The sequence below is a fragment of the Pseudoxanthomonas sp. CF385 genome, assembly GCF_900104255.1.
Taxonomy (GTDB): Bacteria; Pseudomonadota; Gammaproteobacteria; order Xanthomonadales; family Xanthomonadaceae; genus Pseudoxanthomonas_A.
Window position 1 is genome coordinate 894778 of the sequence record NZ_FNKZ01000002.1, and the last position, 23448, is coordinate 918225.

Here is a 23448-nt window from a genome sequence, read left to right on the forward strand (position 1 = left end):
CCGTCACGTATGGCGGTGCGCTCGCCATCCGGTCATACTCGGGCCGGCTCCAGGGAATTGTCTGAACACGGGTTTCGCGCTGCAAGGCATCGCAGCGGTCGAGTGCGCTCAATCGTTCAACAGGCTCCACCGGGATTGGGTTGCAAGTTCAAGCGCTTCGCTGGACGACATCCATCAACCTTGGGAGGGGTCATGCTGGAACAACACGGTTTGACGCTGGCGCTGATCTGCGCCGGCGTGGCGATCATCTATGGCGTGGTAGCCGCGCGCTGGATCCTGAAACAACCCGCCGGCAACAGCCGCATGCAGGAAATCGCGGCGGCCGTGCAGGAAGGCGCCAGCGCTTATCTCAACCGGCAGTACACGACCATCGGCATCGCCGGCATCGTGCTGTTCGCACTGATCGGTTTCTTCCTGTCGTGGCCCAGCGCCATCGGCTTCCTCGTCGGGGCCGTGCTGTCGGGCGCCGCCGGCTACATCGGCATGAACGTCTCGGTCCGCGCCAACGTGCGTACCGCGGAAGCCGCGAGCAAGGGCATGAGCGAGGCGATGGACGTGGCCTTCAAGGGCGGCGCCATCACCGGCATGCTCGTGGTCGGCCTGGGGCTGCTGGGCGTGGTCGGCTACTTCGCCGTGCTCCACCTGCACCTGGGTTACAGCGAAGCCGAAGCCCTGCACGCACTGGTCGGCCTGGCGTTCGGCTCCTCGCTGATCTCGATCTTCGCGCGCCTGGGCGGCGGCATCTTCACCAAGGGCGCCGACGTCGGCGCGGACCTGGTGGGCAAGGTGGAAGCCGGCATCCCCGAGGATGACCCGCGCAACCCCGCGGTGATCGCCGACAACGTCGGCGACAACGTGGGCGACTGCGCCGGCATGGCGGCGGACCTGTTCGAGACCTATGCCGTCACCATCATCGCGACGATGCTGCTGGGCAGCCTGATGGCGGCGCAGGCCGGCGAACACGCCGTGCTGTATCCGCTGGTGCTCGGCGGCGTGTCGATCATCGCCTCGATCATCGGCGCGTTCTTCGTCAAGGTGAAAGCGGGCGGCTCGATCATGGGCGCGCTGTACAAGGGCGTCATCGTGTCGGCCGTGCTGGCCGCGATCGCGTTCTATCCGATCACCACCCAGCTGATGGCCGATTCGTCCTACGGGGCGATGAACCTGTATTTCTGCGCCCTGGTCGGCCTCGCGCTCACCGGCATCATCGTGTGGATCACCGAGTACTACACCGGCACGCAATACGCGCCGGTCAAGCACGTCGCTGCAGCATCGACGACGGGCCACGGCACCAACATCATCGCGGGTCTCGGCGTGTCGATGCGTTCGACCGCGTGGCCGGTGGTGGCCGTGTGCCTCGCAATCCTCGGCGCCTACGCACTGGGTGGCCTGTACGGCATCGCCATCGCCGCGACCGCGATGCTGTCGATGGCCGGCATGATCGTGGCGCTGGACGCCTACGGCCCGATCACCGACAACGCCGGCGGCATCGCCGAGATGGCGGAACTGCCGCCGGAGATCCGCAACATCACCGACCCGCTGGATGCGGTGGGCAACACGACCAAAGCGGTGACCAAGGGCTATGCGATCGGGTCGGCGGCATTGGCGGCGCTGGTGCTGTTCGCCGACTACACGCACAACCTGCAGACGGAGAATCCCGGTGCGGTGTTCACCTTCGACCTGTCCAACCACCTGGTGATCGTCGGCCTGCTGATCGGTGGCCTGATCCCCTATCTGTTCGGCGCGATGGCGATGGAAGCCGTCGGCCGCGCGGCGGGCAGCGTGGTGGAGGAAGTGCGTCGGCAGTTCCGCGAGATCCCCGGGATCATGGCGGGCACCGCCAAGCCGGACTACAGCAGGGCGGTCGACATGCTGACGAAGTCGGCGATCAAGGAAATGATCGTGCCCTCGCTGCTGCCGGTGATCGTGCCGATCATCGTCGGCCTGCTGCTGGGACCGCAGGCGCTGGGCGGCCTGCTGATCGGCACCATCGTCACCGGCCTGTTCGTCGCCATCTCGATGACCACCGGCGGCGGCGCGTGGGACAACGCCAAGAAGTACATCGAGGACGGCCACCACGGCGGCAAGGGCAGCGAAGCCCACAAGGCCGCGGTCACCGGCGACACCGTCGGCGATCCCTACAAGGACACGGCCGGTCCGGCGATCAATCCGCTCATCAAGATCATCAACATCGTCGCCCTGCTGCTGGTGCCGGTGCTGCCGGTGAATGGGTGGCTGGTCAGCGGCGGCCAGGACAGCGGCGGTGTACATGCCGCGCCGATGGCCGCCAGCGAGGTGGTGGATGGCCACGCGGCCAAGCTGTATTTCGACACCAGCTCGGCGGTCGTGCCGGCGGATACCAGCGCGCGCCTGGCCGGTGTGCTCGGCACGCTGCATGCCGACCCGAACGCCCGCGCGCGGGTGTCGGGGTTCCACGATGCCAGTGGCGACCTCGCCGCGAATGAGGCGCTGGCCAAGCAGCGCGCCGAAGCAATCCAGCAGTGGCTGGTGGTCAACGGCGTGGCCGTCGACCGCATCGTGCTGGACAAGCCGGCGCAGACCACCGGCGACGGCAACGCGGACGAAGCGCGGCGGGTGGAAGTCACGGTCGAATGACCTGACCTCCGCGGAGCATGAAAAAAGGCGGCCTCGGCCGCCTTTTTTCTTTCGCGTGTCAGGTGCCCGGTTGCAGCGCCACCACGCGGACGTCGACGTCCTTGCAGGCGTTGTCGCGGCAGATGCCGTTCACCCAGGCCTCGCCGTTGCCGAACATCACGCCCTTGTAGTTGACCATCAGCTGCGAGTACTTCTGTTTCGTGATCGCATCGGCGATCGCCGGCGTGACGATGCGGTCGTAGTCGCGCACGAAGGCGTCGGCATCGGCCACCTTCAGCGGCTGGCCATCGCGCACCGTGGTGAACGGATAGTCCACCAGGGCCGCGACGGTGGCCGCATCGCGCGCCGCGACCGCCTGCTGCAACCGGCGGATCACCGTCTCGTAGAGGACGTGGTCGCCGAGCACGTCATCGATGGACTGGTTCACGGCCGAGGGATCGTCGACCACCGCCGCGACGGGCGTCGCCGGCGCGGGTGTCCCGGCTGCGTCGGCCGCATCCGCCGAGGCAGCGGCCGTGGTGGCGGCGACGGGAATGGCGGGTTCCGGGGCGGAGGGCGCGCAGGCCGCCAGCCACAGCACCATCGGGGTGGCAATCAGCTTCTTCATCGTGCGGATTCCTGGTTCTGGTGGCGAACGCGTTGCGAAGGTCCGTCCCTGGCACGACAGCCGAGCTCCGGCGGTGCGACCCCATGGTAGCGGGGCGCACGCGGGCAAGCGTTCGGGAATCGTTAGCCGGACGGTCGCCGTCAGCTCAGCACGTCGGCCAGCACCTTGCGTCCCACCGCCGCGGCCTCGGCCTCGACTTCGGGCACCGCTTCGGCCGCCGCGCGGGCTTCGGCCTGCTGCTTCAGGTAGACCGGGCAGTGCTCCATCATGTAGTCGACGTCGAACTTCATCCGCTCGACCAGGAAGTCGACGAATGCGCGCACCTTCGGCGACTGCACGTGGCCACGCGGGAACACCGCGTTGAACTCGAACTCCGGCCCCGTCCAACCCGCCAGCACGCGCTGCAGGTGGCCCTGCTCCAGGTACGGCTTCACCATCACGTCGGCACCGACCATCAGGCCTTCGCCGCACAGCAGCGCGCCCTTGAGCGCGGCGGGGTCGTTGGCGACCAGGATCGGATTGATGGGATAGTCCTGCTCGCCGTTCGCATCGCGCAACGTCAGCGCAAAGCCGTTGCCGCGGCGGTGCTTCTGCATCGCCAGCACGCGGTGGTGCTGCAGGTCGTCCGGGTGCAGCGGCTCGCCGTAGCGCGCCAGATACCTCGGGCTGGCGTAGACCTGGGTGCGCAGCGTGCTCAGGCGACGCGCGACCAGGTTGGAATCGGGCAGGTTGCCGATCCGCAGCGCGACATCGATCTCGCCGGAAATCAGATCGAGCGTGTCGTTGGCCAGGATCATCTCCACGCGGATCTCGGGATACTGCGCATGGAACTCGCCCAGCAGCGGCGCGATCTTGTCGATGCCGATCGAATACGGCGCGGTGAAGCGCAACCAGCCGCGCGGACCGGCGTGCAACTGGCTGACGGCGCTGGCGGCTTCGTTGAGTTCGCGCGCGATGCGCTGGCAATGCTCGTAATAGACGTTGCCGGCTTCGGTCAGGCCCAGCTTGCGCGTGGTCCGGTGCAGCAGTTGCGCGCCTAGGCGCGTCTCCAGTTCCTGCACCTTGCGGCTCACCGTGGTCTTCGGCAGGCGCAATGACTGGGCGGCAGCGACGAAGCTGCCCTGCTCCACCACTTTGACGAAGATCAGGGTGTCGTTGAGGTCGTGGCTCATCGGTCTGGCTCCAGGGGGGCGCGGGACATTGACCCGCTGACGGGATGATTATTCCCCTAAATCAGGACTAATCAAGTCCTCATTGGAGGCGTAACGTGCCGTCCATCGTCACAGCACGGGTTCCCTCGCCATGTTGCTCGCCCGCCTCTTCCAGACCCTCGACCACCCGGCCTCCACGCAGGAGACGCCGTCCTACCAAGCTTTCCGTCGCTCCAACCACCTGATCCGACAGGAAGTTGCCGGGCCGGTGATGGCGCCCCGCTCGCAGCGGGGGGGTGTGGTCAGCGCCGGTCGCCGCCTGGCCCGGTTGGCTTCGTCGAATGGGATTATCCCCGTCGCGGGAGTATTCATCCCATGAATGGGACAGTTGCCCTCCGCCGTCCGACGAACGGCGCCGCCGTCGACGAGACCACGACGCTGCGCCTCGGCCGTTGCCGGTCGTTCGTGGCGAACGCGCAGGATCGTGCAAGCGCACAGCAGGATCCGGATATCGGCGGCACGCCACGCGCCGCCACACTGCGTCGCATGCCCCGTTCCCTTCTCCGTGCCGCGCTGCGCTGGCTCGACGCCAGCGTGCGCGTGGTCGCCCGGTTCTTCCGCAGGCCGGCCGCCCCGTCGTCATCCTCCCCCGCGACGGGCCGGCCTGCCGTGCGTCCGTCGATGACGGGCAAGACGCTGGGCTTCCGCGAATTCACCGCGCCGCACGCGTTCGCCATCGGCGAGCGGTCGCGCTTGCGGGTGAAGACGACCGGTACCAGCGCGCGCGTCATGCCGCTGCGCCTGCGGAGCCCGCAATGAGCCTCGACCGCGACAGCCTGACCCCCGGCGCGCTGGTGCTCGGCGCAGGCGGCAACGTCGGTTTCGGCGTGGTCGGCGCACTGCTCGAAGCCGGCAGCCCGGTACTGGCCGTCGGTCGCGAAGGTCCGCGCATGAGCGCGCTGGCCGAGCATTTCGACGACGAGCCCGGGCTGGAACTGCTGCATGCGCCCTGCATCCACGACGATCGCGATGCCGCGCGCCTGGCCGATCAGGTCCGCGAACGCGGCCGTCCGTTGCGCGCGGTGTTCGCGAGCATGGGCACGCCACTGCAGAGCGGTCGCCTGCTGGACCGCCCGGCGAGCTTCCTGCTGGAGAAGCTGGAAGCGGACCTGATCCCGCATCTGGCCGCGGCGCGCCACCTGCTGCCGTTGCTCGCCGAAGGCCAGCACGCGGCCAACTATGTGCTGATCGGCGGTCCCTACGCGGAGCGCGGCTGGTCCGGCTACGGCCACGCGTCGGTGACCGGTGCCGCGATGCGGATGCTGGCGCAGGTGCTGCACGAGGAGGCGCATGTATTGGGCGTACGCGTGCAGCTGCTGTCGGTCGACAAGCCGGTGTGCACGCCCGAGAACGCCGTCAACGCATGCGCCGAATGGCCGAATGCGCTGGCGGTGGGGCGCAGCGCGGTATCGCTGCTGACGCGCACCGACAAGCGCTCGCAATCCATCGTCACTTGGGCGGCCAAGGATGCGCACCCGCCGGAGCGCACCGTCGCCTGCGATTTCGAGGACACGCTGCTGGCGGTCGCCGGCGTGCCGCGCAATGGCCGCGCGTCGGCCTGACTGTCACGCCCCAACGTCCTGGCCCGTCCTTGCCGCATCACGTTCCTATCCACCGCCCCTTGACCTCAAGCACGCTTCAGGTCGCAGCCTAGCCACCCTCCTTCCACCTCTCCCCCAACGAGACCACCACCCATGAACACGAACATCTCTTTCTCCTCGGGTTCGCGACGCCTGCTGGCGCTGGGGGCCGTCAGTGCCCTGGCCATCGCCGTGCTGGCGGGTTGCAGCGGCCAGGCCGCCGAGAACGGCGCGCCGCCCCCGCCGCAGGTCAGCGTCGCCGCTGTGCCGGTCAAGACCGTCAGCCAGTGGGACGAATTCAGCGGCCGCGTCGAAGCCATCGAGCACGTCGACCTGCGCCCGCGCGTCTCCGGCTACATCGACCGCGTGAACTACACCGAAGGCCAGGAAGTGAAGAAGGGCGAGGTGCTGTTCACCATCGACGCCCGCAGCTACCGCGCCGAACTGGCGCGCGCGCAGGCCGAACTGGCCCGTGCCCGCACCCAGGCCGAGCTGGGCCGCAGCGAGGCCTCGCGCGCCAAGCGCCTGGCCGACCTGCAGGCGCTGTCCACCGAAGAGTACGAGCAGCGCCGCGCCAACGCCGACCAGGCCCAGGCGAACGTCGCCGCCGCGCAGGCCGCGGTGGAAAGCGCCCGCCTCAACCTGGAATGGACCCAGGTGCGCGCGCCCATCGATGGCCGCGCCGGCCGCGCGCTGGTCACCGCGGGCAACCTCGTCAGCGCCGGCGATGCCGCCAGCGTGCTGACCACGGTGGTCTCGCTGGACAAGGTGCACGTGCACTTCGACGCCGACGAACGCGCCTTCCTGCGCTACGCCGAGATGGCCCGCAACGGCGAACGCCCGAGCGAGCGCGACGGCAAGGTGCCGGTGCAGGTCGCGCTGGCCGACGAAACCGACTTCCCGCACGCGGGCCTGGTCGACTTCCTCGACAACCAGGTCGATCGCAGCACCGGCACCATCCGTGCCCGCGCCGTGCTCGACAACGCCGACCGCGTGTTCACCCCGGGCCTGTACGCCCGCGTGCGCCTGCTGGGCAGCGGCCAGTTCAAGGCCGCCCTGGTCGACGACAAGGCGGTGCTGACCGACCAGGACCGCAAGTACGTCTACGTGGTCGACAAGGACGGCAAGGCGCAGCGCCGCGACGTGCAGGTGGGCCGCATGGCCGATGGCCTGCGCATCGTCGAGAAGGGCCTGGCCGCTGGCGACCGCGTGATCGTCAGCGGCGTGCAGAAGGTGTTCTTCCCCGGCATGCCGGTGGACGCCAAGGCCGTGGCGATGGGCGCACAGGCCGCCGCGCCGACCCAGGCCGTCGCCAAGAACTGACGCCACCCGCACCGCAGTGATGGAACCCACGCCTGCCGCTCCTGCGGCAGGCGACGGGGTTGCTCTTTCTTCTTTCCAGGAAATCCACCCATGGACTTCTCCAGATTCTTCATCGACCGGCCGATCTTCGCCGCCGTCCTGTCGATCGTGATCTTCGCCGCCGGCCTGATCTCGATCCCGCTGCTGCCGATCGGCGAATACCCCGAAGTGGTGCCGCCCTCGGTGGTCGTGCGCACGGTGTACCCCGGCGCCAACCCCAAGGTCATCGCCGAAACCGTCGCCACCCCGCTCGAGGAAGCGATCAACGGCGTCGAGGACATGATGTACATCAAGTCCGTCGCCGGTTCCGATGGCGTGCTCTCGCTGACCGTGACCTTCAAGCCGGGCACCGACCCGGACGAAGCCGCGGTGCGCGTGCAGAACCGCGTGGCGCAGGCGCAGGCACGCCTGCCCGAAGACGTGCGCCGCCAGGGCGTGACCACGCAGAAGCAGTCGCCCGTCTTCCTGATGGTGGTCCACCTGACCTCCAGCGACGGCAAGTACGACTCGCTGTACCTGCGCAACTACATGCGCCTGCACGTGAAGGACGAACTCGCGCGCATTCCCGGCGTCGGCGACGCCCAGCAGTTCGGCGGTGGCGACTACGCCATGCGCCTGTGGCTGGACCCGGACAAGGTGGCCGCACGCGGCATGACCGCCAGCGACGTGCTGCGTTCCGTGCGCGAGCAGAACGTGCAGGTCTCGGCGGGCCAGCTGGGTGCGGAACCGATGCCGAACGGCAGCGACTTCCTGCTGCCGATCAACGCCAAGGGTCGCCTGGAAAGCGTCGAGGAATTCGGCAACATCGTGCTGAAGAGCGGCGGCGACGGCGAGATCGTGCGCCTGGCCGACGTGGCCCGCATCGAACTCGCGGCCGGCGACTACACGCTGCGCGCCCGCCTGGACGGCAAGAACGCGTCCGCCATCGGCATCTTCCAGGCCCCCGGCGCCAATGCGCTGGAGATCCGCGACGCGGTCGTGGCCAAGATGGACGACATCCGCCCGACCCTGCCGCCGGGCGTGGAGATCCAGTCGATCTACGACACCACGGTGTTCGTCCGCGATTCGATCAAGTCGGTGATCTCCACGCTGCTGGAAGCCACGCTGCTGGTGGTGCTGGTGGTGATCCTGTTCCTGCAGACCTGGCGCGCCTCGATCATCCCGTTGCTGGCGGTGCCGGTCTCGGTGGTCGGTACATTCGCCGTGCTGCACCTGCTGGGCTATTCGATCAACACGTTGACGCTGTTCGGCCTGGTGCTCGCCATCGGCATCGTGGTGGACGACGCCATCGTGGTGGTGGAGAACGTCGAACGCCATATCGAACATGGCGCCACGCCGCTGGAAGCGGCGCACCTGGCGATGAAGGAAGTGTCCGGGCCGATCATCGCGATCGCACTGGTGCTGTGTGCGGTGTTCGTGCCGATGGCGTTCCTGACCGGCGTCACCGGCCAGTTCTACAAGCAGTTCGCGGTCACCATCGCCATCTCCACGGTGATCTCGGCGATCAACTCGCTGACCCTGTCGCCGGCGCTGGCCGCCAAGCTGCTGCAACCGCACGGCGCGCCGAAGGATCGCCTGTCGCGCGTGATCGACCGCCTGTTCGGCTGGCTTTTCCGTCCGTTCAACCGCTTCTTCAAGCGCAATTCCGAACGCTATGAGGGTTCGGTGAGCCGTGCGCTGGGTCGTCGCGGCGCGGTGTTCGTGGTGTACGCCATCCTGCTGGTCGGCGCGGGCCTGATGTTCCGCGCGGTGCCGGCCGGCTTCATCCCGGTGCAGGACAAGCAATACCTGATCGCCGGCGTGAAGATGCCGGAAGGCGCTTCGATCGAACGCACCGACACCACGCTGAAGAAGATGGCCGCCATCGCCATGCAGGTGGAGGGCGTGGAGCACGAAGTCGCGTTCCCCGGCCTGAACCCGCTGCAGTTCACCAACACCCCCAACAACGGCGTGGTGTTCTTCACCCTGAAACCGTTCAACGAACGCTCGCGTAGCGCCGAAGAGATCACCGCCGAACTGAACCAGAAGTTCGCCGGCATCCAGGAAGGCTTCACCTTCGCCTTCATGCCGCCGCCGATCCAGGGCCTGGGCAACGGCTCCGGCTGGTCGTTGTTCGTCGAGGACCGCACGCGGTTGGGCTATGGCGAACTGCAGAGCGCCGTGCAGGCGTTCCAGGGCGCGGCGTCGCAGACGCCGGGCCTGGGTTTCCCGATCAGCAGTTACCAGGCCAACGTGCCGCAGCTGGACGCCGAGGTCGACCGCGTGAAGGCCAAAGCACAGGGCGTGCCGCTGACCGAACTGTTCGACACGCTGCAGACCTACCTGGGCTCGGCCTACGTCAACGACTTCAACATGTTCGGCCGTACCTGGCAGGTGATCGCCCAGGCCGACGGTCCGTTCCGCGACAACGTCGAGGACATCGCCAACCTGCGCACCCGCAACGCCAATGGCGAGATGGTGCCGATCGGCAGCATGGTGAACATCAAGCAGACCTACGGCCCCGACCCGGTAATCCGCTTCAACGGTTATCCGGCCGCCGACCTGCTGGGCGACGCCGACCCGCGCGTGCTGTCCTCCGGCGAAGCGATGGCCAAGGTCACCGAGCTGGCCCAGCAGACGCTGCCGACCGGCATGGGCATCGGCTGGAGCGACCTGAGCTACCAGCAGGCCACCCAGGGCAAGGCGGCGCTGGTGGTGTTCCCGCTGGCGGTGCTGCTGGCCTTCCTGGTGCTGGCCGCGCTGTACGAAAGCTGGACCCTGCCGCTGGCGGTGATCCTGATCGTGCCGATGACGCTGCTGTCGGCCCTGGCCGGCGTGTGGCTGGTCGGTGGCGACAACAATGTGTTCGTGCAGGTGGGCCTGGTGGTGCTGATGGGCCTGGCGTGCAAGAACGCCATCCTGATCGTCGAGTTCGCCCGCGAGCTGGAACTGCAGGGCAAGGGCATCGTCGAGTCAGCACTGGAATCCTGTCGCCTGCGCCTGCGTCCGATCATCATGACGTCGGTGGCGTTCATCGCCGGCACGGTGCCGCTGGTGTTGTCGTCCGGCGCCGGTGCGGAGGTACGCTCGGTCACCGGCATCACGGTGTTCGCCGGCATGTTGGGCGTCACCCTGTTCGGCCTGTTCCTGACCCCGGTGTTCTACGTGGCCCTGCGCAAGCTGGCCAACAAGCCGCTGGTGTCCCATGCCCCCGTCGCCGACACGGCGACGACACATCCCTGATCCACTTCCCATTCCCCCACGAGGTCATGCCATGAACGTTTCTTCCAAGATCGCCCTCGTCACCGGTGCCACCCGCGGCATCGGTCGCGAGACCGTCCGCCAGCTGGCCGAAGCCGGCGTGCACACCCTTCTCGCCGGCCGCAACCGCGACAAGGCCGTCGAAGCCGCGCTGGAGCTGCAGGCGCAGGGCCTGCCGGTGGAAGCCATCGCGCTGGACGTCACCGATTCGGCCAGCATCGCCGCGGCCGTGAAGGAGGTCGAGCAGCGCCACGGCAAGCTCGACATCCTGGTCAACAACGCCGGCATCCTCGTCGACGACGGCACCAAGGGCGTGTCCGGCCAGTCGCTGGAGACCTGGCGCACCACGTTCGACACCAACGTGTTCGGCCTGATCGAAACCACCCAGGCGTTCCTGCCGCTGCTGCGCAAGTCCGACGCCGGCCGCATCGTCAACGTGTCGAGCCTGCTGGGCTCGATCTCCGAGCACCAGAACCCGGCGTCCTTCATCTACGAGTTCAAGGGCGTGCCGGCCTACAACGTGTCCAAGAGCGCGGTGAACGCATGGACCGTGCACCTGGCCCACGAGCTCAAGGACACCGGCATCAAGGTCAACACGATCCACCCGGGCTACGTGCAGACCGAGATGAACAAGGCGGGCGACCAGCAGAACGGCGAACTGTCCGTGCCGGAAGGCGCGCGCACCAGCGTGCAGCTCGCCCTGATCGGCAACGACGGCCCCACCGGCGGCTACTACTACTTCGACCAGGTGCTGCCATGGTGATCCGTCCCCTCGTCATCGGCATCGCGTCGGTGGTGTTGGCCGGGTGCGTCACCGTGGGGCCGGACTACACGGCGCCGCAGACCGCGCCGGCCGCGCTGCAGCACGCCGCGTCCGCCGAGTACGTCGGCGACCATCCGGTCGCCGCGTGGTGGAGCCAGTTCGACGATCCGGTACTCGACCAGCTGGTCCGCGAATCGCTGCTGGCCAACCCGGATGTCCGCATCGCAGTATCGCGCGTCGACGAAGCACGCGCGGTGTTCTCCGAGCGGCGTTGGGACCTGGCGCCACACGTGACCGCCGGCGTGGAAGGCACGCGCACCAAGCAGCCCGTCGAGGGCCAGGGCCGCGTGGAGACCGACAGCTACTCGGCCGGCTTCGATGCGGCCTGGGAACTGGACCTGTTCGGCCGCGTGCGCCGCAGTGCCGAGGCCGCGCATGCGGACCTGCAGGCGCAGCGCAACGACCTGCAGGCGGCGCAGGTGACCGTGGCCGCGGAAGTGGCGCGCAACTACTTCGAGTTGCGCGGCACGCAGAAGCGGCTGGACGTGGCGCGGCGGATCCTGGTCAGCCTGGGCGAAACCCAGCGCCTGACCGAGTCGCGCTTTGACCTCGGCGCGGGCAGCCAGCTGGAGGTGCAGAGCAGCCTCGCCCGCGTGAAGGCGGTCGAAGCAGAAGTGCCGCTGCTGGAAACCGCCGAAGGCCAGGCGCGCCATCGCCTGGCGGTGCTGGTCGGCAAGCGTCCCGGCGAACTGGATGCGCTGCTCGCCCCGCGCGAGGCCCCGGCGTTCGCCAAGGCGCTGCCGATCGGCGACACCACCGAGCTGCTGCGCCAGCGGCCCGACGTGCGCGCGGCCGAGCGTCGCCTGGCGGCTGCCACCGCGCGCGTCGGCGTCGCCACCGCGGACCTGTTCCCGCGGGTCAGCCTGCGTGGCTTCGTCGGCTTCCTGTCCGGCGGCTGGGGCAACCTGTTCAACGGCGACAACCGCGCGTGGCAGGTGACCCCCTCGATCAGCTGGGCGGCCTTCGACATGGGCAGCGTGCGGGCGCGACTGCGCGCGAGCGAAGCCCAGGCCGACGGCGTGGCCGCGCAGTACGAGAAGACCGTGCTGGGCGCGCTGGAAGACACGGAAAACGCACTGCTGTCCTATGCCAAGCAGCAGGCCCAGCTGAAATTCAGGCTGGAACAATCCGTTGCCGCACGCCGTGCAGCAGAGCTGGCCGAAGTCCGGTATCGTGCCGGCTCGTCGGACTTCCTCACCCTGTTGGACGCCCAGCGGACACAGCTCGCTGCGGACGACGCGCTTGCGCAAGCCGAAGCCGGCGTCAACGTCGGGGTGGTGGCGATCTACAAGTCGCTGGGAGGATGGGGCGAACAGGACGTTGCGCCCGCCCTCGCCACGCAGCCGTGAGCAGGCCGTCACGGCGCCTCTCCGACAATGCATCGAATGCCGCGCCTGCGGGCGCGGTCCCTCCCACCCTTCGAGTGTCATCCGTGTCCGTTCCACACCGCAACGCCGCCAACCTCGTTTCGATCCCCTCGCTCTTCTCACCCCGCGCCCTGCCACGCCTGGCGCTCGGACTGCTGCTGGCCGTATCCGCCACGCACGCCTTCGCCGCCGAGCCGCGCAACGCGTGGTACGTGCAGGGCGGCGTCGCCGAGGACGCGCAGTCGCTGACCGTCGGCATGAGCCGCGACTGGCGCTGGGAGAAGCAGTACCGCTACGGCCACATCAGCGGCCAGTGGCAGGGCGAAGTCGCGCGCTGGCACAGCGACAGCCAGAACAGCACGCAGCTGGGCGTGACGCCGGCGGTGCGCTGGCGCCCGAACGGATGGGACGATGGCTGGTTCGTCGAGGGTGGCATCGGCTTGAACGTCATCTTCCCCAAGTACGACACGCGGAAGAAAGCGTTCAGCACCACCTTCAACTTCGGCGACCACATCGCCATCGGCAAGCGCTTCGGTGCCGACGACCAGCACGAATGGTCGCTGCGCTTCCAGCACTTCTCCAACGCCCGCATCAAGAAGCCCAACCCGGGCGAGAACTTCCTGCAGTTCCGTTATACGCAGCGGTTCTGAGATCTGCTGCTCCCCTGTAGGAGCGACGTAAGTCGCGACCGCACGCCACGACGGGCGAGACGCCGGCCGAATGCGTATCTGCGGGTTCAGGGGACTTCGTTCTCTCGGTCGCGACTTACGCCGCTCCTACGCAACGCGGACGCTCGCTACCGCAGCGGCGCCGCCACGATCAGCGGCGAGAGGTCGTAGCCCATCGCTTCGGCCCGGGCTTTCAGCTGCTCGAACTGCGTGCGGTCCATTGACGGTTCGCGCGACAGGATCCACAGGTAGTCGCGGTCGGGCTCGCCGACCACCGCCCACTGGTAGCCGGGATCGAGCGCGATCACCCAGTAGTCCGCCCACGCCCACGGCAGCCACGACAGCCAGTCGGGGGCGAAGCGCACTTCCAGCCGGCCCGGATGCCCGGGTATCGGCCGCGCCGTGCCCTGTGCCTGGTCGGTGCTGCCGTCTTTCGTCTTGCACGCGTTGAGCACGCCGATCTTTCCGGGCGCATCCAGTGAATAACGCGCGGTGATGTCGCCCACGCACTGCTTCTGGAACGACATCGGCAGGTGCGCGATCTCGTACCACTGGCCGGCGTAGCGGGAGATGTCCAGCTGCGGCACCGAGGCGACGGGTTCGGCGGCATGCACGCCGGCCGCACCCAGGGCCAGCAACGCGGCGAGCGCGCCGCGCTTCACGGTAAGACGGTTCATGGTTCGCTCCTTGAAACGGATGGACAGCCTTGCTGCGCGCGATCCGCGCGCCCTCACAGAGAAGCGGGCGCACCCTGCGTTGGGATGCGCCCGCTCCGTGCCACACCCTGTCGGGGGATTACTTCGAGGCGAGCGTCAGGCCGCTGGCGTCGACGCGGGTCACGCCCTTGATCTGCTTGGCGACCGCGACAGCCTTGTCCTTCTGCGCCTTGTTGGCGACGGCGCCGGTCAGGGTCACCACGCCATCGACGGTCTCGACCTTGATGTCGAGGCCCGAGACGTTCTCGGTGGCCAACAGGTCGGCCTTCACCTTGGTGGTGATCCAGGTGTCGCCCACGGGCTGCGAGGAGTCGTTCTGCGCGTTCTCCTCGGGCTCGTTCGGCGGCGGATTGTCCGCCAGCGCGAGACCGGCGGAAAACAGCAGCGCGGTCGCAAGGGCGGTGGTCAGGAACGAACGGTGAGTCTTCATCGGAATTCCTCCTCTTCGTAGTGCGTCGCCAGTCTCCGTGCGCATCCGTACAGCGCACGTGAAAGATCCTGCGGCATTCAGTTATCCGTTGCACGGGGTTCATCCACGTGCACGCTTCATCAACACGCGTCGAGCGCCTAAGATGCGCTCATCTCCTCTTCGCACGCCTCCATATGAGCGCTCCTCTCCGCGTCGCGTTGGTCGGCTACGGGTTCGTCGGCAAGGTGTTCCATGCGCCGCTGATCCATTCCACGCCAGGACTCCGCCTGCATACCGTGGTCTCGCGCGACGCGGGCAAGGTGCATGCGGACTGGCCGGACGTGCGCGTGATCGACGATGCGCATGCCGCGTTCGCCGACCCGGACGTCCAGATCGTCGTCATCGCCTCGCCGAACGACACGCACGCAGCGCTGGCGATCGCCGCGCTCGCGCAGGGCAAGCATGTGGTGGTCGACAAGCCGTTCACGGTGACGGTGCAGGAAGCGCGCCAGGTGATCGACGCGGCGCGGGGTGCGGACCGCAGCGTCAGCGTGTTCCAGAACCGGCGCTGGGATGCCGACTTCCTCACCGTCCAGCGCCTGATCGGCGACGGCACGCTCGGCCGCGTGGCGGAATTCCATTCCCACTTCGACCGTTTCCGCCCCGTGGTGCAGGACCGCTGGCGCGAGCACGACACGCCGGGCGGCGGCCTCTGGTACGACCTGGGCCCGCACCTGCTCGACCAGGCCGTGCAGCTGTTCGGTCTGCCGGAGGCGATCAGTGCCGACATCGCGCGGTTGCGCGATGGCGCACAGGCCCCCGACTACGCGCACGCGACGTTGCGCTACCCCGCACACCGCGTGCATCTGCATGCCGGCACGCTGGTCGCCGGCAACGGCCTGCGCTTCGCCGTGCATGGCACGCGCGGCAGCTACCTCAAGCACGGGCTGGACGTGCAGGAAGACCAGCTGCGTGCCGGCGTGGTGCCCGGCGCACCCGGCTGGGGCGTGGACACGCGCGCCGGCGAGATCGTGCACGAACGGGATGGCCGCCTCGTCACCGACGTCGCGCACGCCGAGACCGGCGACTACCGCCGCTACTACGCCGCCTTCCGCGACGCGGTCCTGCACGGCACGCCGCCCCCGGTCACGCCGCAGCAGGCGATGGACGTCATGCGGCTGATCGAGCTGGGGGTGCGGAGCAGTGAGGAACGCCGGGAGCAGGCCGTCGATGTGGGAGCGACGTAAGTCGCGACGGGCAGGTCTCTTTACACCGAAACTCCGTCGCTTTCCGCTTTCGCGACTGACGTCGCTCCCACAACCGCAAACCCCTCAGGCCACCACCTGCCCACGGTAGGTGCGGTGGTGCGCCATCGCCAGCATCGCCTGGTCTTCGTGCGTATCGCCATAGGCATGGATGGCGGCGTAGGCCTGCGGATCGCACAGCGCGCGCACGCGGCGCACCTTCTCCTCGCCGACGCATTGCGCCCCGGCATAACCGGTGATGCGCCCATCGCGTTCTGCCAACACCGAACACAGCAGGTCGACGCCTTGCGCCGCGCACCACGGCGCGAGATAGACATCGAGTCCGCCGGAAACCACGACGATGCGATCGCCCCGGTCGCGATGCCACGCCAGCCGCGCCATCGCGTCCGGGCGCAGTACGCCCGGCAGCACGTCGCGCGCGAACGCGTCCCCTTGTGCCCGCAGGCGTGCGGCATCCACCCCGCGCAATCCCACCTGCACGATGCTGGCCCGGGTGGGATTGCCCGCCAGCCAGCCGCGCCGGTAACCGAACACCACCGGCGCCAGCAGCACGCCCCCGACGATCAACCGCGGCCGTGCGACCGCGTAGCGCATGAAGTCCGGGAACGTCTCCCGCGTGGTCAGCGTGCCGTCGAAGTCGAAGAGCGCGAGATCGCGCCCAGATTCGTCCTCAGTGGCCGCCATGCGGTGCGGGCGCTTCGGGCTGGACGTTGGCGTCTTTCAGCTCGTCCGCCAGCAGCTGCTGCATCGCCGGCATCAGGGCGCCCATGCGTGTCTGCATGGCCTGCATCGTGTGCTGCATGACCACCGGCATCTTGTCGACCACCGCCTGGCCACCCGGCGTACGATAGAAGGCGAGCATGTCCTGCAGCTCCTCCTCGGTGAACGACTTCTGGTAGATGTCCATGTACATCGGCGCCAACACCTCCCAGGACAGCTCCTTCTTCATCAGGGCCATCATCCGGGTGCTGAGCCGATCCACGCGCGCCTGCTGATCGGCGGTCAGCGTGCCGCCGAAGGCCTGCCGCATCGAGTTCGCGTACATCGTGTCCACCTGGCCGTAGACCTGGTCGAGCATCTGGCGCGTCTTCGTGACCTCGAGCAGTTCGCGCACCGACGCCTCGCTGGCGGGGGCGGCCGTAGCGCCGAACACCGGCGACGCCACGACGAACATCAGGCACAGCATCCACTTCTTCATGGGTACTCCTTTACCGCGCCGACCTTGGCGCCGCCGCAGCATACGGCATCCCGCACCCGGACTAGGCGTCGCTTTCCAGCAACCGCGCACCGGGACCCTCGTCGCCCAGTTCGTCCCAGGGATTGCGCAGCGGACAGGCTTTCAGCGACAGGCAGCCGCAGCCGATGCAGCCGTCGAGCTGGTCGCGCAGGCGGGTGAGGCTGGCGATGCGGGCCTCGAGCGCGGCGTGCCATCGTGCGGAGAGTTTCTTCCAGTCGGCGGCCGTGGGCGTGCGGTTCTCCGGCAGCGACGACAGCGCGGCCTGGATCTCCACCAGCGGAATGCCGGTGCGCTGCGCCACCTTGATCACCGCCACCCGGCGCAGCACTTCGCGCGGATAGCGGCGCTGGTTGCCCGCGTTGCGCCAGCTGTGGATCAGGCCCTTGGACTCGTAGAAGTGCAGCGTGGAGACGGCGACGCCCGCGCGCGCGGCCACCTGGCCCACGGTGAGCTCCGTTTCGATGGGAGGATGCTGTCGGGAATGCTGTTTTCCGGGCATGGCGCATTGACCTCAAGAATGGTTGAGGTTCTACCCTGCGCTTCCCCGTCCTGGCAAGCCGCTACCGATGTCCGATCCCCTCCACCTCGCCCTGCTGTACGGCAGTACGCGCGAAGGCCGCTTCTGCGACACCGTCGCGGACTGGCTGCGCGCGCAGCTGGCCCTGCGGCGCGACTACACCGTCGACGCCATCGATCCCGCCCTGCTCGACCTGCCGCACCGCCATGGCGGTGCGCCGAGTGCGGACCTGGTGAATCTGCAACAACGCGTCTGGCGCGCCGACGCCTTCGTGGTGGTGGTGCCGGAGTACAATCACGGCTATCCATCCGCGCTGAAATTCGTGATCGATTCGGTCCAGGCCCACTGGCAGGCCAAACCGGTCGCGTTCGTCGCCTATGGGGGCCACAGTGGCGGCGTCCGCGCGGCGGAACAGCTGCGGCAGGTGTTCTCCGGCCTGCATGCGGTGCCGGTCCGCGATGGCGTGTACTTCACCCAGGCATGGGACCGGTTCGATACCGGTGGCCGGCCGCGCGAAGGCGATGCCAGCGAACGCGCCGCACGCCGCATGCTGGACCAGCTGGCCTGGTACGGCCACGCGCTCCGCCAGGCGCGCGCGGCCTGGCCCTATCCCGCCGGCTGAGCCGGTACGTTTGCCCCGGCGCGCCGATGCGCGCCCACGATGGACCGACCCGATGTTCCGATTCTTCGAAACCCGCATCAACCCGTACCCGAAGGGCGAGCCCACCACGCCGCCCCGCACGCTGCTGCCGTTCCTGCTGCACTACTCGCGGCCGCTGCTGCCCTGGCTGCTGGCGATGTCGGTGCTGACCGGCGTGATCTCCGCGCTGGAGATCACCTTCTTCGACTACATGGGCCAGCTGGTCGACTGGATGGGCAGCACCGGCCGCGACAGCTTCCTGCAGGTGCATGGCGAGAGGCTGCTGTGGATGGGCGTGCTGGTGGTGGTGGCCTACCCGCTGCTGGTGCTGGTGCAGTCGCTGATCATCCACCAGACCATCTTCGGCAACTACCCGATGATCGCCCGCTGGCTGTCGCACCGGTACCTGCTGCGGCAGAGCGTGGGCTTCTTCCAGGACGAGTTCGCCGGCCGCATTTCGCAGAAGGTCATGCAGACCGCGCTGTCGATCCGCGAGACGGTGATGAAGCTGATGGACGTGTTCGTCTACGTCGTCGTCTACTTCGTCGGCACCGTGGTGCTGGTGGCGCAGGCCGACCTGTGGCTGGTGCTGCCGCTGGTGGTCTGGCTGGTCAGCTACCTGCTGCTGGTGTTCCACTTCGTGCCGCGCCTGCAGAAAGTGTCGATGGCGCAGTCGGATGCGCGCGCGCAGATGACCGGCCGCATCGTCGACAGCTACACCAACATCCAGACCATCAAGCTGTTCGCCCACACCATGCGCGAACAGGACTACGCCCGCGGCGCGATGGACGAGTTCATGGTCACCGTGCACGCGCAGATGCGGCTGGTCACCCAGCTGACCGTCAGCCTGCACACGCTCAACGCCTTCCTGCTGGCCAGCGTGGCCGGTGTGGCGATCTGGGCCTGGCTGCAGTCGTCGATCTCGATGGGCGCGATCGCCGTGGCCATCGCCCTGGTGATGCGCATCCGCTCGATGTCGGACTGGATCCTGTGGGAAGTGGCCGGCCTGTTCGAGAACATCGGCACCGTCGAGGACGGCATGGGCACGCTGGCCCAACCGCTGGCGATCGCCGATGCGAAGGAGGCGAAGGACCTGGACGTCGCCCAGGGCGAGATCCGCTTCGACCATGTGAAGTTCCACTACGGCCGCGAGGCCAAGGTGATCGACGACCTGTCGCTGGTCATCCGGCCGGGCGAGAAGGTCGGCATCGTCGGCCGCTCCGGCGCCGGCAAGTCGACGCTGGTGAACCTGCTGCTGCGCTTCTACGACGTGGAAGGCGGGCGCATCCTGATCGACGGCCAGGACGTGGCGCACGTCACCCAGGAGTCGCTGCGCCGGAACATCGGCATGGTCACCCAGGACACCTCGTTGCTGCACCGCTCGATCCGCGACAACATCCGCTACGGCCGCCCGGACGCGACCGAGGACGAGCTGTTGCAGGCGTCCGAACGCGCGCATGCCGACGAATTCATCCGCGGGCTGACCGATGCCAAGGGCCGCAGCGGCTACGACACGCAAGTGGGCGAACGCGGCGTGAAGCTCTCCGGCGGCCAGCGCCAGCGCGTGGCGATCGCCCGCGTGCTGCTGAAGGATGCGCCGATCCTGGTGCTGGACGAGGCGACCTCCGCGCTTGATTCGGAAGTCGAAGCCGCGATCCAGGAGCAGCTGTACGCGCTGATGGAAGGCAAGACCGTCATTGCCATCGCCCACCGCCTGTCCACCATCGCCGTGCTCGACCGCTTGATCGTGATGGACGGCGGCCGCGTGATCGAGAGCGGCAGCCACGAGGACCTGCTCCAGCAGGACGGCCTGTACGCCGCGCTGTGGCGCCGCCAGTCCGGCGGCTTCATCGGCGTCGATCTGGAGGATGTCGAGGCTTGATGTCCTTCTCCCCGCACGGGGAGAAGGTGGCCGGAGGCCGGATGAGGGGCGAGCGCGGCGACGCATCGCTTCGCGTCTTGAATCCGATCCTGGATACGATCCGTCGGCATCAAGAGAACGGGCTTCGTCGCCCCTCACCCGCCTTCGGCACCCTCTCCCCGCTGAGCAGGGAGAGGGGAAAACACGTCAGGACAGCCAGCCCCGCGCTTGCGCCTTGTTCGCATACCACAGCAGGAACAGCGCGATCAGCAACAGCACGACCGGCATCACCAGCCCGACCGGCCCGTAGGCGGCCCAGGCCGGCGTCACCACGTAAGCGCCGATCATCTGCACGAGCAGGGCGATCAGCGACAGCAGGAACATCGTGCCCGCCCAGCGCTTCTTCAACAGCAATCCCAGCGCGCCCAGCACGCCGGCGAACACCGCCACCGCGAAGGCGATGTTGAGCCAGCCGGGTGTGGCCTCGTAGACCTGGCGTTGGGCTTCGGTCATCGCCGCCAGTTGCTCGGCGGACATGTTGACCTGCAGGTACCACATGGCCGCGCCGATCAGGTTCCAGACCAGCGCGAACACGCCGATGAGCCAGAAGCCGAGCGCGCGCTTGGGTGCAACGGTGGTGGTCGTGTTCATCTCCCCTCCCCAGGGTTGGTTGTCGGACCGGGGCCGAGCATACGCCCGCCCGGGGCGATACGCGCGTTACGGCCCCGCGGCCGGGACCACGCGCCAGACCAGGTTGCCCACATCGTCGGCCATCAACACCCCCCCGCGCGCATCCACGGCCACGCCCACCGGGCGGCCGCGCGCGTTGCCGTCGGCATCGAGGAAGCCGGTCAGCACGTCCACCGGCGCCCCCTGCGGGCGGCCGTCGACGAAGCGCACGAACACCAGCTTGTAGCCGGCCGGCGCGCGCCGGTTCCACGAGCCGTGCTCGCCGATGAAGGCGCCGCCCTGCAGCGCCGCCGGCCAGCCCGTGCCGTCGTGGAAGGCCAGCCCCAGCGCGGCGACGTGCGCGCCCAGCGCGTAATCCGGCGCGATGGCCGACGCCACCAAGTCCGGACGCGGCGGTTCGACGCGCGTGTCCACGTGCTGGCCGTAGTAGCTGTACGGCCACCCGTAGAACGCGCCTTCGCGCACCGAGGTCAGGTAGTCCGGCACCAGCGCGTCGCCGAGTTCGTCGCGCTCGTTGACGACGGTCCACAGCGTGCCGCCTTGCGGTGCCCAGGCCAGCCCCACCGGATTGCGCAGGCCCGACGCGAACACGCGACGCGCGCCCGTCGCCACGTCCACCTGCAGGATCGCGGCGCGGTCGGTTTCCATCGCCATGCCGTTCTCGCCGACATTGCTGTTCGAGCCCACGCCGACGTACAGGTGCCGCCCGTCCGCGCTCGCCAGCAGGCTCTTGGTCCAGTGGTGGTTGAGCGGGCCACCGGGCAGGTCGACGAGCTTCACCGGCACGGCGTCGCTGGCGGTCTGGCCCGTCTGGTACGGCACGCTGACGATCGCATCGGCGTTGGCGATGTAGAGCCTGTCGCCGACCAGGGCCATGCCGAACGGCGACGCCAGATCGGTCAGGAAGGCCGTGCGCAATTCCGCCACGCCATCGCCGTCGGCATCGCGCAGCAGGCTGATGCGGTTGGCGCTGGGCGTGGCGGCGCCGGCCTTCTTCATCGTGCGCTTCATGAACCACGCGCGCAGGCCCTTCTTCTCCGCGGGCTTCGGCGGTGCGTTGGTCTCGGCGACCAGCACATCACCGTTCGGCAGCACGTACAGCCAGCGCGGATGATCCAGCCCGCGCGCGAACGCGGCGACAGTCAGCCCGGGCGCGGCGGTCGGCGCGGTGCCGTTCGGCCAGCCCACCGCCGGGGCCACGTTGACCGTGGGGATCCAGCGCTTCTGCGGTGCGGGCAGCGTGGGTTGCGGCCCGGTTTCGGTCGGCGACTGCGCATGCCCGGTGCAGGACAGGCAGCCGATCACCAGCAGCGGCAGCAGGCAGCGGATCGGCGACATGGCACGTGCTCCGGACGGGATGTCGCGAGCCTAGGCACGGCGCCGCGAACACCGTGTCAACGGCTCAGGCCTCATCCTGGCCCCAGGCGGCCACGTCGACGTGGCCGTCGTCGTCCACGCTCACGCGCACTTCGATGGGTTTGCAGCAGACGTGGCAGTCCTCGACGTACTGCTGGTCGCCGGCGGAATCGTCGACCACCAGGGTGATCGTTTCGCCGCAGTACGGGCACGCGATGTCGGCGGTGGGCAGGTGCGGCATCAGGCCGAGCCCAGCGCGGTCACCGAGGCGATCCTGTCCAGCCACAGGTAGTGGGTGACATCCGGCCGGCGCTGGTCGTCGATGCGCACGACCGCGTTGAACCCCTCCTGGCCGTCGCTGTCGCGGAACACCTGCACGCTGGGGCGCGTGGTGACGATGCCGGTGATCGAACCGCCATCGGTGAGGTGCAGTTCGACCCTCGCCTCGTCGGGCAGCTGAGTGACCAGCGCCTCCATGCGGGCGATGTCGTCCTGCCGGGTATACAGATGCTCGGGCGACGGGCTCATCGGCCACCTCCTTGCTGATGCCACGCTACGCGCGCGGCGGTAAGCGGTCGTGAATGCTTCAGCGCAACAGGCGCAGGACATCCTCGGCCGCGGCTTCGGACGACGCGGGGTTCTGGCCCGTGACCAGCGTCCCGTCGGTCACCACGTACGACTGCCACACCGGGCCGCGTTCGTACTGGGCGCCGTTCTTCTTCAGCGCGTCCTCCAGCGAGAACGGCACCACCCCGGCCAGCCCCACGGCGGCTTCCTCTTCGTTCGAGAACCCGGTGACGCGCTTGTCCTTCACCAGCGGCTCGCCGAGCGCGCCGCGCGTGTGCCGGAACACCGCCGGGCCGTGGCAGACCGCCGCGACCGGCTTGCCGGCCGAGAAGGTCTGTTCGATCAGGCGGATCGAATCCGCGTCCTCGGCCAGGTCCCACAGCGGGCCATGCCCGCCGGGATAGAAGACCGCATCGAAATGCTCCTCCAGCACATCCTTCAGCCGGTGCGTGGTGGCCAGCGCCGACAGCGCTTCGGCGTCCTCGTTGAAGCGCACCGTGGCCGCGGTCTGCGCGTCGGGCGCATCGCTCTTCGGGTCCAGCGGAGGCTGCCCGCCCTTGGGCGAGGCGAGCAGCAGTTGCGCGCCGGCGTCCTTGAACACGTAGTACGGCGCCGCGAACTCCTCCAGCCAGAACCCGGTCTTGTGGCCGGTGTCGCCGAGGCGGTCGTGCGAGGTCAGCACCATCAGGATCTTCATCGGTGTCCTCCAATCGAGG

General features: G+C 68.5%; 23 protein-coding genes and 1 pseudogene. 12 read left to right on the top strand and 12 right to left on the bottom strand.

Translation table 11 applies throughout. From position 1 onward, the window contains the following. Positions 1-192: 192 nt before the first annotated feature. Positions 193-2220, top strand: a pseudogene (locus tag BLT45_RS14460) (sodium-translocating pyrophosphatase); the annotation flags it as partial. Positions 2221-2280: 60 nt separating this feature from the next. Then, entirely contained in the window at positions 2281-2616 is a 336-nt protein-coding gene (locus BLT45_RS18545) for an OmpA family protein (protein WP_254771917.1), read from the top strand. 58 nt (positions 2617-2674) lie between these two features. Here the strand turns inward: BLT45_RS18545 and BLT45_RS14465 are convergent, their stop codons facing one another. Next, positions 2675-3223, bottom strand: coding sequence for a hypothetical protein (locus BLT45_RS14465; protein WP_093301399.1), 549 nt, complete (start codon positions 3221-3223; stop codon positions 2675-2677). Between the two features lie 140 nt (positions 3224-3363). Continuing rightward, a complete protein-coding gene (locus tag BLT45_RS14470; protein ID WP_093301402.1) occupies positions 3364-4395 on the bottom strand; it encodes a LysR family transcriptional regulator in 1032 nt (343 codons plus the stop codon). A 354-nt stretch (positions 4396-4749) separates the two neighbouring features. Between BLT45_RS14470 and BLT45_RS14480 the strand changes: the two genes are divergently transcribed. The 7 genes from BLT45_RS14480 (at position 4750) to BLT45_RS14510 (ending at position 13456) form a co-directional block, all read left to right on the top strand. Next, positions 4750-5193 carry a hypothetical protein gene (locus BLT45_RS14480; protein WP_093301407.1) on the top strand — a complete coding sequence of 148 codons (444 nt, stop codon included), beginning with the start codon at positions 4750-4752 and terminating at the stop codon, positions 5191-5193. Then, on the top strand, positions 5190-5996 hold the full coding sequence (locus BLT45_RS14485) for an SDR family NAD(P)-dependent oxidoreductase (protein WP_093301409.1): 807 nt from the start codon (positions 5190-5192) through the stop codon (positions 5994-5996). The genes BLT45_RS14480 and BLT45_RS14485 overlap by 4 nt, the downstream gene beginning before the upstream one ends. A 132-nt stretch (positions 5997-6128) precedes the next feature. Beyond that, positions 6129-7337, top strand: coding sequence for an efflux RND transporter periplasmic adaptor subunit (locus tag BLT45_RS14490; RefSeq protein WP_093301411.1), 1209 nt, complete (start codon positions 6129-6131; stop codon positions 7335-7337). Between the two features lie 90 nt (positions 7338-7427). Further along, entirely contained in the window at positions 7428-10598 is a 3171-nt protein-coding gene (locus tag BLT45_RS14495) for an efflux RND transporter permease subunit (protein WP_093301413.1), read from the top strand. A gap of 31 nt (positions 10599-10629) precedes the next feature. Beyond that, positions 10630-11379, top strand: a complete 750-nt coding sequence (locus BLT45_RS14500) for an SDR family oxidoreductase (protein ID WP_093301416.1) — start codon at positions 10630-10632, stop codon at positions 11377-11379. Next, the gene (locus BLT45_RS14505; RefSeq protein ID WP_093301418.1) at positions 11373-12788 is read left to right on the top strand and encodes an efflux transporter outer membrane subunit; all 1416 of its coding nucleotides are present in this window, start codon (positions 11373-11375) and stop codon (positions 12786-12788) included. The genes BLT45_RS14500 and BLT45_RS14505 overlap by 7 nt, the downstream gene beginning before the upstream one ends. An 83-nt stretch (positions 12789-12871) precedes the next feature. Beyond that, on the top strand, positions 12872-13456 hold the full coding sequence (locus tag BLT45_RS14510; protein WP_175455858.1) for an acyloxyacyl hydrolase: 585 nt from the start codon (positions 12872-12874) through the stop codon (positions 13454-13456). 146 nt (positions 13457-13602) lie between these two features. Here the strand turns inward: BLT45_RS14510 and BLT45_RS14515 are convergent, their stop codons facing one another. Both BLT45_RS14515 and BLT45_RS14520 read right to left on the bottom strand, forming a co-directional pair. Continuing rightward, the gene (locus tag BLT45_RS14515) at positions 13603-14151 is read right to left on the bottom strand and encodes a lipocalin family protein (protein ID WP_093301424.1); all 549 of its coding nucleotides are present in this window, start codon (positions 14149-14151) and stop codon (positions 13603-13605) included. Between the two features lie 118 nt (positions 14152-14269). Then, the gene (locus tag BLT45_RS14520) at positions 14270-14620 is read right to left on the bottom strand and encodes a BON domain-containing protein (protein ID WP_093301426.1); all 351 of its coding nucleotides are present in this window, start codon (positions 14618-14620) and stop codon (positions 14270-14272) included. 173 nt (positions 14621-14793) lie between these two features. Here BLT45_RS14520 and BLT45_RS14525 point away from each other — a divergent pair, with 173 nt between their 5' ends. After that, on the top strand, positions 14794-15846 hold the full coding sequence (locus tag BLT45_RS14525; RefSeq protein ID WP_093301429.1) for an oxidoreductase: 1053 nt from the start codon (positions 14794-14796) through the stop codon (positions 15844-15846). Between the two features lie 84 nt (positions 15847-15930). On the opposite strand, the gene BLT45_RS14530 is transcribed toward BLT45_RS14525, so the two are convergent. The 3 genes from BLT45_RS14530 to soxR form a co-directional block, all read right to left on the bottom strand. Then, positions 15931-16548, bottom strand: coding sequence for an HAD family hydrolase (locus BLT45_RS14530; protein WP_093301431.1), 618 nt, complete (start codon positions 16546-16548; stop codon positions 15931-15933). After that, positions 16535-17062: a DUF2059 domain-containing protein gene (locus BLT45_RS14535; protein ID WP_175455859.1), complete on the bottom strand. Its 528-nt coding sequence runs from the start codon at positions 17060-17062 to the stop codon at positions 16535-16537. Before BLT45_RS14535 ends, BLT45_RS14530 begins: the two co-directional genes overlap by 14 nt. Positions 17063-17123: 61 nt before the next feature. Further along, the gene (soxR, locus tag BLT45_RS14540; RefSeq protein ID WP_305775345.1) at positions 17124-17564 is read right to left on the bottom strand and encodes a redox-sensitive transcriptional activator SoxR; all 441 of its coding nucleotides are present in this window, start codon (positions 17562-17564) and stop codon (positions 17124-17126) included. 103 nt (positions 17565-17667) lie between these two features. On the opposite strand from soxR, the gene BLT45_RS14545 reads away from it, so the two are divergent. Together BLT45_RS14545 and BLT45_RS14550 are read left to right on the top strand one after the other, a co-directional pair. Continuing rightward, positions 17668-18240, top strand: coding sequence for an NADPH-dependent FMN reductase (locus BLT45_RS14545; protein ID WP_093301438.1), 573 nt, complete (start codon positions 17668-17670; stop codon positions 18238-18240). A 52-nt stretch (positions 18241-18292) separates the two neighbouring features. Further along, complete coding sequence (locus tag BLT45_RS14550; RefSeq protein WP_093301440.1) at positions 18293-20140, top strand: ABC transporter ATP-binding protein; 1848 nt, start codon at positions 18293-18295, stop codon at positions 20138-20140. 186 nt (positions 20141-20326) lie between these two features. Here the strand turns inward: BLT45_RS14550 and BLT45_RS14555 are convergent, their stop codons facing one another. The 5 genes from BLT45_RS14555 to BLT45_RS14575 form a co-directional block, all read right to left on the bottom strand. Next, on the bottom strand, positions 20327-20770 hold the full coding sequence (locus tag BLT45_RS14555) for a hypothetical protein (RefSeq protein WP_093301442.1): 444 nt from the start codon (positions 20768-20770) through the stop codon (positions 20327-20329). A 66-nt stretch (positions 20771-20836) separates the two neighbouring features. Further along, a complete protein-coding gene (locus BLT45_RS14560; RefSeq protein ID WP_093301444.1) occupies positions 20837-22147 on the bottom strand; it encodes a PQQ-dependent sugar dehydrogenase in 1311 nt (436 codons plus the stop codon). Positions 22148-22211: 64 nt separating this feature from the next. Then, positions 22212-22406, bottom strand: coding sequence for a CPXCG motif-containing cysteine-rich protein (locus BLT45_RS14565; protein ID WP_093301446.1), 195 nt, complete (start codon positions 22404-22406; stop codon positions 22212-22214). Next, a complete protein-coding gene (locus BLT45_RS14570; RefSeq protein ID WP_093301448.1) occupies positions 22406-22693 on the bottom strand; it encodes a DUF3247 family protein in 288 nt (95 codons plus the stop codon). Before BLT45_RS14570 ends, BLT45_RS14565 begins: the two co-directional genes overlap by 1 nt. 58 nt (positions 22694-22751) lie before the next feature. Continuing rightward, the gene (locus tag BLT45_RS14575) at positions 22752-23429 is read right to left on the bottom strand and encodes a type 1 glutamine amidotransferase domain-containing protein (protein WP_093301451.1); all 678 of its coding nucleotides are present in this window, start codon (positions 23427-23429) and stop codon (positions 22752-22754) included. Positions 23430-23448: the final 19 nt, after the last annotated feature.